Origin of the sequence: Streptomyces sp. NPDC090994, from assembly GCF_044768905.1 — a bacterium.
Classification (GTDB): Bacteria; Actinomycetota; Actinomycetes; order Streptomycetales; family Streptomycetaceae; genus Streptomyces.
In genome coordinates this window covers 242899-257334 of sequence record NZ_JBIVWS010000004.1, presented here as the reverse complement: position 1 = coordinate 257334, position 14436 = coordinate 242899, and the positions used below count along the sequence as shown (strand labels likewise).

11 protein-coding genes, 1 tRNA gene and 3 pseudogenes are annotated in these 14436 nt (G+C 68.5%); 3 read left to right on the top strand and 12 right to left on the bottom strand.

Annotation, left to right across the window (positions count from 1 at the left end; translation table 11 throughout):
• Window positions 1–23 precede the first annotated feature (23 nt).
• The 9 genes and pseudogenes from ACIQR3_RS11355 to ACIQR3_RS11315 form a co-directional block, all read right to left on the bottom strand.
• A complete protein-coding gene (locus ACIQR3_RS11355; RefSeq protein ID WP_403537340.1) occupies window positions 24–1799 on the bottom strand; it encodes an ATP-binding cassette domain-containing protein in 1776 nt (591 codons plus the stop codon).
• Entirely contained in the window at window positions 1800–3497 is a 1698-nt protein-coding gene (locus ACIQR3_RS11350) for an ABC transporter ATP-binding protein (protein ID WP_403537338.1), read from the bottom strand.
• Between the two features lie 98 nt (window positions 3498–3595).
• Window positions 3596–3721, bottom strand: a complete 126-nt coding sequence (locus ACIQR3_RS11345; protein WP_403537336.1) for a keywimysin-related RiPP — start codon at window positions 3719–3721, stop codon at window positions 3596–3598.
• Between the two features lie 48 nt (window positions 3722–3769).
• Entirely contained in the window at window positions 3770–3892 is a 123-nt protein-coding gene (locus ACIQR3_RS11340) for a keywimysin-related RiPP (RefSeq protein WP_403537335.1), read from the bottom strand.
• A 5-nt stretch (window positions 3893–3897) separates the two neighbouring features.
• Window positions 3898–4362: a lasso peptide biosynthesis B2 protein gene (locus ACIQR3_RS11335; protein ID WP_403537334.1), complete on the bottom strand. Its 465-nt coding sequence runs from the start codon at window positions 4360–4362 to the stop codon at window positions 3898–3900.
• On the bottom strand, window positions 4359–4592 hold the full coding sequence (locus ACIQR3_RS11330) for a lasso peptide biosynthesis PqqD family chaperone (RefSeq protein ID WP_403537332.1): 234 nt from the start codon (window positions 4590–4592) through the stop codon (window positions 4359–4361). Before ACIQR3_RS11330 ends, ACIQR3_RS11335 begins: the two co-directional genes overlap by 4 nt.
• Before the next feature lie 4 nt (window positions 4593–4596).
• Complete coding sequence (locus ACIQR3_RS11325) at window positions 4597–6441, bottom strand: asparagine synthase-related protein (protein ID WP_403537330.1); 1845 nt, start codon at window positions 6439–6441, stop codon at window positions 4597–4599.
• A gap of 246 nt (window positions 6442–6687) precedes the next feature.
• A pseudogene (locus ACIQR3_RS11320) lies at window positions 6688–7340 on the bottom strand (ISAzo13 family transposase); the annotation flags it as partial.
• Between the two features lie 155 nt (window positions 7341–7495).
• Window positions 7496–8356: a hypothetical protein gene (locus ACIQR3_RS11315; RefSeq protein WP_403537329.1), complete on the bottom strand. Its 861-nt coding sequence runs from the start codon at window positions 8354–8356 to the stop codon at window positions 7496–7498.
• Window positions 8357–8809: 453 nt separating this feature from the next.
• Here ACIQR3_RS11315 and ACIQR3_RS11310 point away from each other — a divergent pair.
• Window positions 8810–9142, top strand: a pseudogene (locus tag ACIQR3_RS11310) (tyrosine-type recombinase/integrase); the annotation flags it as partial.
• Between the two features lie 220 nt (window positions 9143–9362).
• Window positions 9363–9689 (top strand): annotated as a pseudogene (locus ACIQR3_RS11305) (hypothetical protein); the annotation flags it as partial.
• A gap of 288 nt (window positions 9690–9977) precedes the next feature.
• Here ACIQR3_RS11305 and ACIQR3_RS11300 read toward each other — a convergent pair.
• Both ACIQR3_RS11300 and ACIQR3_RS11295 read right to left on the bottom strand, forming a co-directional pair.
• Window positions 9978–10050, bottom strand: a tRNA-Arg gene (locus ACIQR3_RS11300).
• Between the two features lie 278 nt (window positions 10051–10328).
• Entirely contained in the window at window positions 10329–11201 is an 873-nt protein-coding gene (locus ACIQR3_RS11295; RefSeq protein WP_403537328.1) for a hypothetical protein, read from the bottom strand.
• Window positions 11202–11955: 754 nt separating this feature from the next.
• Here ACIQR3_RS11295 and ACIQR3_RS11290 point away from each other — a divergent pair.
• Window positions 11956–12678, top strand: coding sequence for a hypothetical protein (locus ACIQR3_RS11290; RefSeq protein ID WP_403537326.1), 723 nt, complete (start codon window positions 11956–11958; stop codon window positions 12676–12678).
• A 303-nt stretch (window positions 12679–12981) separates the two neighbouring features.
• Here ACIQR3_RS11290 and ACIQR3_RS11285 read toward each other — a convergent pair whose 3' ends face one another.
• Window positions 12982–13995: a hypothetical protein gene (locus ACIQR3_RS11285; RefSeq protein WP_403537324.1), complete on the bottom strand. Its 1014-nt coding sequence runs from the start codon at window positions 13993–13995 to the stop codon at window positions 12982–12984.
• Between the last annotated feature and the right edge of the window lie 441 nt (window positions 13996–14436).

Genomic DNA, 14436 nt, shown 5'->3' with positions numbered 1-14436 from the left:
GGGCGATCCGTACCGCCCCGACCCTACAAGCGGGGCGGGATGCCATGGGCGTCTTCCGGTCGTGGTCCGGCCCCGTGCCAGTAGCCGATGAGCGCGGCGTACTCGGGTGCGGCGGCGAGGAGTTCGTCATGGCTGCCGACGGTCAGCGCGTCCTGCCCGACGAGGACGATCCGGTCGGCGCGCAGTGCCGAGCTGATGCGGTGCGCCACCACGATCAGTGTCCCGGGCCGGGCGCGGAACGCCCGCTCGGCCCGTTCCTCGGCGGCCCGGTCCAGATGGCAGGTGGCCTCGTCCAGGATCACCACCCGCGCCTCCGACACGTACACCCGGGCCAGCGTGATCAGCTGCCGCTCGCCCTGGGACAGCGGCCCCGCCCCGGTGACCGGCCCGTCGTAGCCGCCGAGCCGGCGTACGGTCCGAGCCAGGCCGAGCGCCGCCACCGCCTCGTCCAGCAGCTCGTCCCCGGCCCGCGGGGCCAGCTGCGTGAGGTTCTCGCGGAGGGTGCCGGTGAACACGTACGACTGCTGCGGTACGACGGCGACCCGGCGGCGCAGCTCCGCCTCGGCGAGCGCCGGCATCGGCGTCCCCCCGAGCGTCACGGCGCCGCTCCCGGGTGTCTCCAGGCCGGCGATGAGCATCGCCAGGGTGGACTTGCCGACGCCGCTCGGCCCCACGACCGCCAGGTGCGCGCCGTCGGGTACGTCCAGGGTGACGCGGGTGAACAGGGGCCGGGCGAAGGGCCCGTAGGCGAAGGAGACGTTCTTCAGGGCGATGCCGGTGCCGGTCACCGGGGCGGTGCCCGCCGCCGGGCGCGGCGGCAGGTCGAGGAAGGCGGCCAGTCTGCGCAGGGTCACCGACAGCTGCAGCCCCATGTTGCCGACGGTCTGCACCAGGGCCCGCAGCGCCGGCTCGACGCCCTGGAGCAGGTACACCATGGCGCCGACCAGCGCCCCCGGCGTCAGCAGCCCCGTCCGTACGGCCCAGCCCGACGCCAGTACGACGACCGCGAACGGCAGCCGCGCGCCCAGCGCCACGACGGCGATCCGGCCCGCCCCGGCACGGGCGCCGGCCACCACCGCCGCCGCCTCGGCGTCCACCCGGACGCCCACCGCCCGCCCCGCGGTCTCCCAGGCGCCGCAGGCGACGACGTCCCGGACGCCGGTGAGCTGCGGCCCGGCCCGCCGCGCCAGCTCCTCCTGGGCCCGCAGCAGCGCGACATGACGGCGCCTGAGCAGCGGCGTCAGCAGCGCCATCAGGGCACCGGCCGCCAGCACCGCACCGCCCGTGGCGGCGGCGAGCAGCGGGTGCAGGGCGAACAGGCCGATCAAGGCGGCGACGACGCTGAACGCGACCGTGCGCAGCGACAGCAGCAGACCGCCGGAGATCTGGCGCACCGACTCCACCTGACGGGTCACCCGGGCGACGGTCGACACGTCGGCCGCCGCGTGCTCCGCGTACACGGCGCGGTGCAGCCCGGCCCGCACCACCTGCCGGGTCAGTTCGTCCCGCAGCGACTCCACGACGGCGGCCGCGTGCGGTATCGCCTGCCGCGTGCCCAGCGTGCCGGCGATCAGGGCCGCCCCGTACGCCAGCAGGAGCAGCAGCCCCTCGAAGGGCCGCCCGGCCAGGAAGCCGTGGTCCAGGGCCGACGCCACCAGCGTGCCCGAGAACAGCACCGGAAGGGTCTCCACGAAGGACCACGCGGCCAGCGCGCCCAGGTTCCGCCGGTGGGAGCGCAGCACCGGCACCACGGTGCGCCGGATCGGGGAAGGGGCGGGACGCGCCGGGTCGCCGGACACTCAGACCTCCGTACGTTCCTGGCCGGCGCCGAACACCGCCCGGTAGGCGGGGTCGGCCAGCAGCCGGTGGTGGGGCCCGACCGCCCGGACCCGTCCGTCCTGGAGCCAGGCGACGAGATCGGCGGCGGCGGCCGTGGTGATCCGGTGGGCCACGACCAGGCGGGTGGTGCCGCGCAGCGCCTCGTCCAGGGCCCGGCCGATCTCGTTCTCGGTGGCCGTGTCGAGACTGGACGTGGCATCGTCGAAGATCACGACCCGGGCGCCCCGGGCCACCGCGCGGGCCAACCCCAGCCGCTGCAACTCCCCGCCCGACAACCGCAGTTCCTCGACCGGCGTCTCGTAGCGCAGCGGCAGGCGGCTGATGAAGCCGTCGGCCCGGCTCGCCCGTGCGGCGGCCCGGACGGCGGCGGCGCTCACGGGCCGGTCGCCGTAACCGATCACCCCGGCCACCGTGTCGCCGAGCAGGTGCGGGCGCTCGAAGGCGTAGGCGATGGCGGCGCGCACCTCGGCCCGGTCGACGTCCGCGAGGTCGGTGCCGTCCAGCCGTACCAGCCCCTCGTCCGACGCCAGGGCGGCCCCGGCGACCAGCGCCAGCGTCGTCTTGCCCGCTCCCGAGGCACCGACCAGGGCCAGCGTGCGGCCCGCGGGCACGTCGAGGCAGACCCGGTCCAGTACGGCCCTGCCCCCGGCCCGCACGGTGACCTCGCGCAGTGCCAGCGCGCCCTCTCCCGGCGGCAGCGTCCCGTGTCCCGCCCGGGGCAGCGGGGCGGCGAACACCTCGGTCAGCCGCTCGGCGGAGCCCCGTACCCGGCCCAGCTCCGCGAAGATGCCGACCTGGGACAGCAGCCGCATGGCGAACACCAGGTAGAGCTGGGCCGCGAGCAGCTCGCCCGGGGTGAGCCGCCCGGCCACGACCCCGTACCCCGCGGTCGCCAGCACCCCGATCTGCAGCGCGGGCGCCAGCAGCGACAAGTACCAGCCCGCCCTGCGCTGCGCCTCCCAGAACCCCGTCCCCGCCTCGCGCACCCGGGGCAGCGGCACCAGGACCCGTTCCACCTCCCGGTCCAGGGTGGCCGACGCCCGGATGGTGCGGGCGCCGGCGACCGCGTCGACGAACCGGTCGGACAGATCGCCGTGCGCCCGCTGGTACGCGCCGGTCAGTGTCGTGGTCCGGCCGATGAGAACCCGGGCGAGCAGCGCGACGACCGGGACGCCGAGGACGAAGACGAGGACCAGCCGCCAGTCGATGAGGAACAGCGCGGCCAGCCCCCCGACGGCGGTGACCGCCGCGAAGAGCGCCTGGAGGAGGTTGGGCGCGGCGGCTCCGGCCTCCGCGGTGCTCTCGGTCGAACGGTTCAGCAGATCGCCCGGCGTGAACCGGTCCGCGCCGGACAGGCCGAGCCGGAAGATCCTGGCGAAGGTGTCGTGCCGCAGCCGCGCCGTCGTGACGGCCCTCATCCGGGCCTCGGTGATCCGCGCGCCGGCCTCCGCGGCGGTCAGGGCCCCCAGCAGCGCGCAGACGAGCACGAAGGGAGCGGTGCCCGTGGCCCGGTCGAGCACCACGTCGACGGCGCCCGACAGGGCGTACGGGAGCAGCAGACCGAAGGCCGTCTCGCACAGGTACAACGCGCCGAGGACGGTGAAGAGGCCCTTGTTCCGCCCCACCGCCGAGGCCAGCAGCCGGTCACTGTCGCGCATCGGGTTCCCCCCGTCCCTCGATCGCCGACGGGTGCGGCGAGCCACTCGCCTGGGCGAGTCCGCACCGCACCCGTCGGTCCCCTTCAGCGGCCGGCCGGTCAGCCGGTGTTCTGGTTCTGGAAGAAGAAGTAGGCCTCGTCGGCCCCGCTCCGGAAGAATCCGGTCTCCTCCGCGAACTCCCCGAGCTCGACGAGCGCGGGCACCTCGTAGATGTCCTTTTCCATGGTGGTCACCTCCTTCGGGAACTCAGCTGCGCGTGGCGGCGGCGGACGTCAGATCCAGGTGTCGAAGAACCAGGTGATCTCGTCCCCGTTGCGGATACCGAAGACTCCGGTCTCCTCGTGGAAGGAACCGAGTTCGACCACGGCGGGCACCTCGTACGTCTCCTTCTCCATGTTTCTCACCTCCCTCCGTTCAGGCTGGTGTGCGATACCGCCGGGGTTCCGGCGGAAGCCTCGATGACGATGAGCCGGTTGTAGTACGCGGCGTCGGTGGCCTCGTCGACCATCCGGCCCTCGGCCTCCACCCAGGCGTGTGCCGCGAAGGGCGGAGCCTTGAGCACCCCCACGCACCAGGTGGGCCACACCGACCGGGTCCGGCACAGCAGTGCCGTCGCGATCGACCGCGTCAGACAGGCGCGCGAGCCGCAGCACCGCGGGCTGACCGTGAGCACGGTGTCCCTGGCCAGGGACGTCTCGGCCACGGTCGCCGGGCGGGCGCCGCGCCGGACGCGGAGCAGCACCGCCCGGATCCGCCGGGGCTGCTGCCGGGCCAGCACCCGGGCGACCGCCACGGCCGCCCGGGTGACCAGGCGCCGGCGCAACGGCACCGCGACCGGGACGGCGGGCAGGACGGGGATGCTCATCGGGCCACCAGCCCGGCCGAGCGCAGCGATCCGATCAGCGCGTCGACGTCCTGGCGGGCCCGCTCGGGGGTGACCTCGTAGCGGTCGGTGAGCGCGGTGACGGCCTCGTCGACCGAGTCGCCGCGCGCGAGGGCGGAGACCACCAGGGCGGCGGACGAGGTGAGCTGCCAGTAGCGGCCGGTGCGCTCGTCCAGGACGACCAGCCCGAACTCGGTCTCGGTGGAGGACACGTGGTCATGAAGCCGCAAGCCCATGGCTTGCCTCCTCACTGTGGTGGTGGGTGTGGCCGGCCAGGTGATTACGGGCGAACACCGCGCAGTTGACGGTCGCGTCGATCGACGCGTCACGCGTCCCCATGTGCTGGGGCGACTCGCCGGACGCGAACGCGGAGAAGTCGATGATTCCGCGGGAGGTGAGCGGAGACTGCTCGACGATGTCGAGAATGGCCGGCCAGTGGTCCCGAAGTCCCCGGGCCGCCTGGGCACTTCCCCCCATTTTCGAACTGCGCCGCAAGAACGCGTCGGGAAGGGAACCCCGCATGGCCGCCTTGATGAGCGGTTTGAATTCCATCGGCGTGTAACGATCTTCATGCCGTACCGCGAAACACGCCTCGATGACCCGGTCGTCGAAGAACGGCGCTTCGAACGGCATTCCGAGGGTCGCGGCGAACTGCTGCGTGCCGCGCACGATCCGGCTGCCGTCCCGCACCATCGCCAGCTCCGCGTGCCGGGCCCGGTCGGGCCCGAGGGGTTCGGCGTGCGGGGACAGGTCCCGCAGCCGGGCGGACAGGGCCGCCGCCGCGTCCTGGCTCAGCCAGCGGGGCAGCGAGACCCGCTGGTCCCACTCCATCCGCAGATCCGTCCCCACCTCACGGACCCGGCGGGCCTCGTTCAGGGTCCGCCGCAGCCACCGGCCGTAACTCTCCGAGCCGAGCAGCTCCCTCAGGACCGGCAGGAACGGGCGGTCATCGAGCATCTTCGTGGTCCTGACGCGCCGGAGCGCGAGCAGGGGACGGCGGCGGAACAGCGTGTGGTCCCACACCGGCAGCCCGTGCAGCAGATGGTCGCCGCCGAGCCCGTTGAGATACGTCCCGGCGCCGCGCGCGGCCGCCCGCTCGATGCTGTGGGCGATGCGGGGCGCGGTCAGATACGCCTGCGACGGCTCGTCGAGCCGCTGGCCGACGGCCTCCATGCCCTCGAAGAACTGCGGCATGTCGTCCAGCCGGCCCACGTCGTGCCGTACGCCCGGCATGCTCGGCAGGGCACGCCGGGCCCAGAGCAGGTCCTCCCGGCCGCCCGGGTCGTCGTTGTACATCGTCGTCGCGACGACGTCGGCGGGGCCCCGGGCGGCGAACCAGCACAGCGGCGTCGAGTCCAGACCGCCCGACAGGTCGCAGTGCACCGTGCCGCCGGCCCTGGTCCGTACGTCCACCGCGGCTTCGAGCGCGGCCCGCAGCCGCTCGGCGCCGGCCCCGCGGCCCAGCTCCGGCTCCGGGCGCCGCCACCAGACAGTGGTACGGGCCCGCCGGCCGTCGCCGTACACCAGCAGTGCCGACCCCGGCGGTACGGCGGACACGCCCCGCCACATCGGCTCCTCGGCCAGTGGATGCGGGAGCACCCGCAGCAGCCGGAGCGCGAGCGCGGTGTCGTCGAGCGGGAATCCGCCGAGGTCCGCGAGGACGTCCGCCCGGTCACTGATCACCCGTACGCCGTCGATCACGGCGTGGAACACCCGGCGGAGCCCGCTCGCGGAACCCTGCACCCGCAGCCGGTCACCGTCCGCCGCGAGCAGATGGAAACTGCCGGCCAGGGCAGGCGCCAGACTGTCCAGCGCGTCCACACCGGCCGTACGCCCCAGAGCGCCCCGCACCGACTCCTCGGTCGCGGACGACACCCCGATGACCGCGGCCCGGACCCGGCCCAGCCGGACCGTCACCCGCTGTGCGTCCGGTACCCGGGCGAACAGCAGCGGCCGGCCCGACGCGTGACGGGCGACCAGGTGCGCGTCCGCCGGAAGCCGCCGGGCGATGCGCCCGGCACCCTCACAGTCCGCAAGTGCGACGAAGAACCAGCCGTCCACGATGACAAGACCTCCTGCCTGCCCCGCGGTGCTGCTCGCCGCGGTGGCGATGCATTCATCGTGCGGGCCGGCCGTGGTACTGCCGTGGCACTGCTGTGGCACCTCTGTGCTACGTGGCTGACCTGGGCGGACGCGGGCGTTCCTGGAGGGGCGGCGGTACCACTGTCGGCAGGTGGGGAGGCGGACGCAGGGGCACGTGTGCGGCCCGGCGACGGGCAGCGGGGCTGTGACCGTTTCCCACCCTCATCCGTGCGGAACGCCCGCATCGGCGCTGATCAGCAGCCGGGAAGCTCGCGGACGAGCGGCCCGGCCCTGGTCGTGCAACCAGCGGCGGATCGGCTCCACCGCGACCGCGGCGGTGTCGTGGTCGGTGGCCAAGCCGATCACCGGCTGGCTGGCGCCCCGGTGTTCGCGTGCGTGCTCGTTGAGATACCGGAACCGGGCATCCCCGTCGGCATACTGACGTCCCTCGAACTTCCGGGCGTCGGCCTGTGGCCGGCTGCCCTCCTGGCGCAACAGACCGGCGACGGTGCCGGCACCGACCCGGTGTCCCTGGCGGGTCAGCTCGGCCGCCGGCGTGCGGGTCGACTTGGCCGTCCACCGCAACGGCGCCATCGGGTCCCCGCGCTCGTCCGGCTCGACCGGACGCACCAGCGCAGACCGCGGTCTGGGATCGAGGTCCGCGACACGTTCGCGCCCGCCGCCCGGCCGCCGTACCCGCCCCACCAGGGATTCGCCCGCTGCCAGGTCGGACATGCCGCTGTGGATCGTTGTCTCGCTCACCCCGGCCGCCCGGGCCACGGCCCGGATGCACCATGCCCCGGACTCCGGGCCTCCGCGGCCGCCGGCAACCGTCGCTGCCGCTCGTCCAGATGCGGGGACAAGACCGCGAACCTCACGGCGAGTTGATCGCGAGTCTCGTCCCGGATGGGCCTACGCCATCAACGGCCCAGGGGCGACAGCTGTAGCCGTGCGCGTACTGCGAGGAGGCGTACTGATCGTGGCCGGGTGCGTGCGCGAACGGCGCGCCGGACGACTCGTATCCCTATGCCCCTCACGGGACGTAGCTGACGAACCCCGGGCTGACTTCGTTGCCTTGGAAGTCCCAGGACTGTGTCACGCCGTAGCGCGACGTGTCCGAGCCGTCCTGATGCATCCGAACACCGAAGCCGGTGGGCGCGTGCCAGGTCCGGTTCCATCCCTTGCGGTGCATGGACGCCGCCATGTCCAAGGCGGCAGTGGCGTCCGGATGGCCGGCGGAGCAGGCCATCAGCAGTCCGTGCCGGCCCGGGGTGTTGGCGGACGCCTCTCTGAATCCCGGGTGGTGTCGCAGGATCTTGGCGAAGGTTTCACCGTCGACCAGCAACACCCTGACCCCGTCTCCCGTGTCCACGGGGATCCGGAAGGTATGGATGCCGGCGTGAGCATGGACATAGAGGGGGCGTCTGTCCCACGGCGCGGGATGGGCCTCCCCGACCGAGAACCCTGCGTCATGGACGACACCGTCGTGATTCACGGTGTAGAACTCGCGGTCCGACGTCCGGTTCGGTGCCTTGGCCCACGCGGTGACCTTCTCGATGTCACCCCGCTGGGTCGGGAAAGATATCCCGATCAGCATCCCCGAGGCGTCGCGCAACGCCTTGGCCCGCACATCGGCGTGATCGAATCTGTATTCATTGCCATCACTGTCCACGGCGTGCAACGGGCCGCCCCGTCCATACACGGGGCGCCGCTCCCTCGACGGCATGCGCTGGACGTGCGGAGCGCCGCCGCCGCGGTGAAGCACCTTGGCCATCGCGGCGTTCCCCGCGGTCCTCCGTACCGCGCGCGCCGCCTCGGTCATGGCCGCGGTCGAGGAAACCTGCCCGGGCCGGGGTTCGACGCCGAGCGCCGTTAACGCGTTCGGGTCCGCCAACGGGCCGGCGGTCCGAGTCCGTGGGACCGTCGACCGCTCCCTCGTCGCAGACACGTCCGTACGGTCTCTCCCACGCACCTTGCCGCTCCTCGCACATGTTCTCTCGCACTGCTCCCGGCCGAACCCGAAGAGCCGGCTGCACAACGCCCCCCCTGCGTCACCCTAGTCTCGAAGTTTTACGGTGGTCCACCGACGGAGTCGGTGGACCGTTCACGTCCTGTTAGTACTGCTTAGTACTGCAACCTGCGGTGACTGATTGCCGGGTCAGGGGATGTGTCCGCGTCGTTTGTAGTGGCTGGTGCGGGCCTGGTGTTGTCGCCGTCGGCGCCAGGCCGACCAGTGCAGGATGTGCTCGACGGGCTTGGCTCGGCGGTCGGTGAGGCGGGTGTTCAGCCGGCGTATCCCGGCGAGACTGAGGTGGATGAGCTGGGAGGATCCGTTTCTGCTTTCCCGGCGTCCAGCAAGGCGGGGGAGCAGTGGGAGGAGTCGGGGTACGTCTTCACCACCCGCACGGGCCGCCAGGTCGAGCCGCGCAACGTCTACCGCTCCTTCACCCGCGTCGCCGAGTCCGCCGGCCTCTGCGTCATTCGGCTGCACGACGCCCGGCACGGCACGGGCCCGCTCCTCACGGTGGCCGGCGTCGCTCCCCGCGTCGTGATGGAGTTCCTCGCGCACTCGCAGATCAGCGTCACCATGGACGTGTACACGCATGTCGTGCAGGACACGCAGCGCGAGGCCATGAGTCACGGGGACCGGCTGCCGCGGAGGCGTCCCGGTTGCCAGTGACCGCGCTCATTGATGTCAGACGTGGATGTGGATGTCAAAAGACCTCCCCTCAACGTTGAGGGGAGGCCTCGCAAGATTTCCCATGCTGTCTCCGAAGATTCAAATATTTCGGAAGATGAAAGATCGTCGAATGGGTCCCTGAGTCCTTTCGTTAGCCAATGCTCGATGAAATCGTCATGGTTTCCTGAGCGCCTTGCACAATCTGAAAGCTTTTGGAGGCCTCCACCGCAGGACGACGGACTCCGAAGACGGCTACGCGGCCCGCGAGAACTTGGCTCACCCTCTGTTCACCGAGATCGCCACGGACCGGCAGGCGCAGGACTGCCGCGCGCTGGTGCGCGCCTGCGCCCTCGGCGCAGGGACTCTCCCGCACGAGCTGCGAGAAGAACTGACGGCGGCTCTGCGCGCCGGCGACAGCGTGGTCAGGGGAAGCCTCGTGCGTTCTTCCGATCCCGATCCCGATCCCGGAGGAACGCAACCCCTGCGGCTCCAGCGGTGTCTGTCGGCGCCGTCGGTGCTGCTGTTGGATGGGCGTCGTAGCCGCTGACGGGAACTGACCGTCATAGGTCACTTCGCAGCGCACTCGCGACGCCGGGCCTGACACGCCGCCACGTCCGCAGTATCGCCGCCCGGCACGCCTCGCACCGGCACCCGTAGACGCGGTACGTCGTGCGACGCTCTACGCGGCGCCTGCGCGGAGTCCAGTCACCCGTATGGGTGAACCGCACGCAAGATCGCTGGGAGATGTGGATTCCGTGTGGCACCCGATCATGGGAAAGGCCCCCCGTTCGAATAGAACGAGGGGCCGCACCCCTTCTGACCTGCTACGCAGTCTGTGCCCCGGCAGGATTCGAACCTGCGACACCCGCTTTAGGAGAGAGGCTGGGTGATCTGCGAGCTGAGCTGCGGCTTCGCCGGCCGAGGAAGCGGACGGCTACTCGACCGCAGGGCACCGGCGTTGACCGTGACTGACCCCTGCATCTGGCACGGCTGTGGCACGAACCTCAACCGACGACGGGCCAGCCACGATGGCGGGTGGACCCACCGGCCAGGCGCGCGTATGCCGCATTTTGCTTTACCAGCCTCAGCCATGTTGTCTGGGCACTGCGTCAACCTGACCGATCAGGCGAGTGCGCGTCTCGAATACTGCTCACGGGCACGACGGGCAATATGTAAATGAAGTCGGTCATGGCAGAGACCTATGTTGGTCGGTGTTTTGACTCGACCGCGGTTGTCCGTCTGTTGACGAAGCGCAGCTCCGATGATGACACTTCGCTTTATTTTCAGCTACAGAGTCGAATCTGCGGCATTCGTGCGAGAATTCTGCCGATCCTGCCGGAAGGCCCCATTTGAGGCGCGCCCTCTCGTCGATATCGGCAGCAGCTAGGGTGAAAAAGGTTTCAATGTGCGTTGCGTGAAAGGATCGAACTTTATTCCCTTCATCCCCTTTGAATCTGGCGACTTCACTAGAGAAGCGTGAATCGATTACTCCGTTATTGTGAACCAGTAGATTTCTGATGGCTACCGCTTCAACTGCGAAGTTCAAGTCTCCAGCATCTTCGAATATTCGAAACCCAAACTTCCCTTTGGTGTCGCGGTAAAGCTCCCGCATCCCTTTGTATGATAGGCTGCGTACTTCTGATTCTGCAGCGTGTCTTAGGAAAGCATTCATGTCGGGGTGGCGCAACACGTCTTTCAGTTTGTACTCGGAATTCGAATGGGCCAGCATGTGGGGATTCTCCGTGAAGAGTAGGCCCAGGAGTTGCGAGATGTAGGTCAGGAAGTGATCGACGCAACGCATCACGCGCAAATCATCGATGATCTCCTGATCTTTGCGCATCTCGCGTTCGTACTGGAACATTCCCTCCCGCAACGGCCTGCCGCTTTCCGATGTCTGCTCTTCGAATAGAACATCCAAAGTTTGATCCATTCGCTGGGCCAACCGGAAGATGCCACCAAAAAAGTGCAACAGCTTATGTTGGTTGGCCAAAAAACTTCGAAGCGGATCAGTTGCGGATACTGGTATAGGCCCGCACAGGAGTTTTCCTGCATGATACATCCAGTTAGGATCTCCTGGCGTATAATAAGTCACTTCTTGGCCACCCCGAGGCTGAGAGAAGCGATCGTGCTAGGTGCGGCGATTTTACACCCGATTTAGGTATGGGGCGGCTGCGTGGGTGGGGTTGGTACCTTGCTCGTGAAGTTGACCGTGATCATGGCGTTTGTGTTGGCTGGCTGTTGAGGCGGGTCGCAACGCTGACCGCATGGTGCCTTCTTGCCCTGGGTCTTGTCGGGGATCTTGGTGAGCTGGGTTCTTGCTGGCCAGGGGCGGTGGGGTCGTGACCCGAGCGGTCGTCGTTGGTCGTCATTGGCCACTGTCGAGTGGCCTCGGACGGCCCAGCTTCGGCGCACTCGGCTGACGGTCGGCGCCCTCGATGGCCTTGTCTGAACCTCAGCCAACGACAGCCAGCCACGACGGCGGGTCAGCCGACCACTCAGGCGCGCGTGTGTCTCGCTGCACCCGCACCGGCCTCAGCCACGCTGTCTGTCCGTCGATCAGAGCAAGCTACGACGGGCCGGCCTGTGACGACGGCGCCTGAGCCCTCAGCTTGGGAAGCTGCGGGCATTTGAGGACGGTTTGGACGCTGACCTGGGCAGACGGCTGTGATGCAGCCTCGTCGGGCCCAGTTGCTTTCACCGTGGTTCCCCGCTGCTCCCCGCTAGTTCTGGTGCGCCTGTGGTGCGGTGCCGTATGCGCATCCCGTCGAAGGCTCAGGGATGGGAGTCTCCGCGTCTCGTGCCATGATCCTCAGGTGCTGCAGATACCGGGATACGAAGGCGGCCCTCTGGTCGCGGGGAGCGCCTATCTGGACGACCCCTTGTTCTGGCCGGTACACCTTGGTACCTGCTTGCGCGGTGAGGATGGGCAACGAGCCGCGTTCGGTGCCGACTGGGACTCGGCCATGGAGCTGCACCGCGCACTCTCCGCCGACCATGAGTGGCCGGTGTTCAGCGTGCCCCTGCGCTCCGGCCACACCATCTACGTCGTCTACCGTAACTTCGAGGGAGACCGAGGGGTGGACTACCTGATGCACCACCCGGCTTGGCCCGCAGCGGAAACCCTCGCAGTGGACGACGGCCACTTCATGGGGCCCGGCACGGCCTGGATGGAACTGCTGTCCGCTGCTCGCCAGCCGGCACCAGAGGGCGTCGGCGATACCGACGCTCGCCTCCTGCTGCTCTTCCCGACGCTCGGCGATGCGCGGCTCCCGGACGACGCGGCGGTTCCCCTCACTGCCGCGCTTGCTGCTCTCACCTTGATCGAAGAGCCCGTCGAAGTAGCGGGGATGCTCCTGGAAAACCAGGGTCAATGGGAGCGTGCTCACTGGAGGTCAGCAGACGGCGTCTGGATCAACGACGGCGGGCACTCCTACCGAAACCCCCGCAACGCCTTCGCCCTTCCCGAAGGGCGCCTGCGGGAGATCAGCAACGCGTTGAACGCTGAGGAACAACGACAGCTCCGGGCATCCAACTGAAGCTCTGAGCTTGGGATGCTCGGGTGGTGTATGGGGAGTTGGGCTTCTCACCTGCGGGAAGAGTGGCCTGACGGCCCCGCTGCTGGCGTCTTGTTATCCCGCTGTTCCCCGTGGTTCCCCGCCCAACCTGGCACGGGTCTGGCACGGAGCCTCTGAGCCGTCGTGCTGCCTCGACTCCCGTGAGCGTCTGGCCGAGACTGCGGACGACTCCGGTCACGGTTGAAAGACCGTGGACGGTGCTGATGAGGCGGAAACGCAAACTGGTAGTCGGGTCGGAGCGCTAGTAAATTACGCGCTAAAGCATCACGCAGGGACAAATCGAACACGAGGCAACTTGTCAGTTATGTATGCGCGAAGGCCAGGATCGTTGCTCACATTATGGAGAACATAGCAGCGGTCAGGGAGGTGCGCTATCAGCTGCCTAGCCAATCTCCCCGTATCGCTGAAGGAAAACATTTGGGGGACGTACAGGTGGACTTCAGCGCACCCTTTAACTCTATTATAATCCCCTGCGGCAATGACGTTTCTAGTTAGCTGTAGACCGCAAGGGTGCCTATGATTAAGGCTTCTGGCGAGGTCAATCAACACCCACTCGTTTAATCCCTCCCTGTGGCGATAGGCAAGCTCTATGTAGCCGTTACACTGGCGCCGGAAAGACTTGAGTGCCGCCGCACCTCCTTGACCGGTGATCGCGTCCAGATCCAAGGGCCCGAACTTCTGGCCGGTGTAGAGGATGTACAAACAACCTTTCCGCGTTTTCAGCGACAGGCTCTCTGATCGTCCGTGAGCAAAGGCGTTCAAGGCCACCTCGTAAACGAAAAAAAAGGTGGAGTCGTGTATTTCCCGGCCCCATGCTCGACTTGCGCCAATGTCCTCAAAGAAATCCAGCACAAGCTGGCGGGGATCACCATCTGGTATGACTATGTCGTGATCGACAAGGAGGCTCGGCGCCTGCTCCCGGGTGGGGCGTCCAACGCGGAGGCGAGCATTGCGTTCGGCACTTCTTTTCCATGCCGAAAGAAGCCTCACCGGGTAGCGATCCTCGTTATCGTCTATGAGTTTGGCGTGATTTCCGCATAGCCATATTCCGTTATCGTATGCAGCTCGCTGTTGTGGGGATAACTCCTTGTTGTAGCGCGGCCCTCCTTTCGCGGCTGCGGTTATGTGTGCACCCACTCCGATATTACTCACTCCACTCCTTCGAGAGTCCGATGGGCCGATGGTAGCCATATCGCATGATGGGGCAGAGCATCTGAAGGCAACCCGCTTAGCTAGTTCTTCCAGGGTCTTCGCGTTGAAGTCGTCCCGTTCGCTCATAATGTCTCCTTCCAGGTGTTGCGTAGTTCTTGCAGGTACTGAACAGGGAGTTGCAGTGTCTTTGGTAGGTAGCCAGGCTGAGGCGTTACCTGGGGTGGCGGGGAGAGAACGTAGGGAACCCCTGGCGAGCCGCTCTTTTTGCTTCCATCCCGTCCGCCGTCGACCCACACACCGTGGAGCGGACGCGGCCCAGGGTGTCAAGGTGGAGCGCGCCACTGTACGAACGACCTTGACGCCCTGGGCCGCGTCCGCTCGGCTTTGCCTGGGTCGGCGGTGGACGGGATGGAAGCTCCTCGCGCACCCCTACGGGCCCGCTGTCGGCGACGGTGCCCCCTCCATCCCGGTGCCGGCCGATCCCCCGCCGGAGGCATCCGTCGTGACCTCGACCGCTCACCGCGGAGTATCCGTCTCACGGTTCTCGACTCATCCGTCTGAGCGCGG

Coding starts and splice junctions, on each gene's coding strand:
- ACIQR3_RS11350 (WP_403537338.1), bottom strand. CDS start 3,497: ATGCGCGACAGTGACCGGCTGCTGGCCTCGGCGGTGGGGCGGAACAAG.
- ACIQR3_RS11345 (WP_403537336.1), bottom strand. CDS start 3,721: ATGGAAAAGGACATCTACGAGGTGCCCGCGCTCGTCGAGCTCGGGGAG.
- ACIQR3_RS11340 (WP_403537335.1), bottom strand. CDS start 3,892: ATGGAGAAGGAGACGTACGAGGTGCCCGCCGTGGTCGAACTCGGTTCC.
- ACIQR3_RS11335 (WP_403537334.1), bottom strand. CDS start 4,362: ATGAGCATCCCCGTCCTGCCCGCCGTCCCGGTCGCGGTGCCGTTGCGC.
- ACIQR3_RS11295 (WP_403537328.1), bottom strand. CDS start 11,201: ATGTATCATGCAGGAAAACTCCTGTGCGGGCCTATACCAGTATCCGCA.
- ACIQR3_RS11285 (WP_403537324.1), bottom strand. CDS start 13,995: ATGAGCGAACGGGACGACTTCAACGCGAAGACCCTGGAAGAACTAGCT.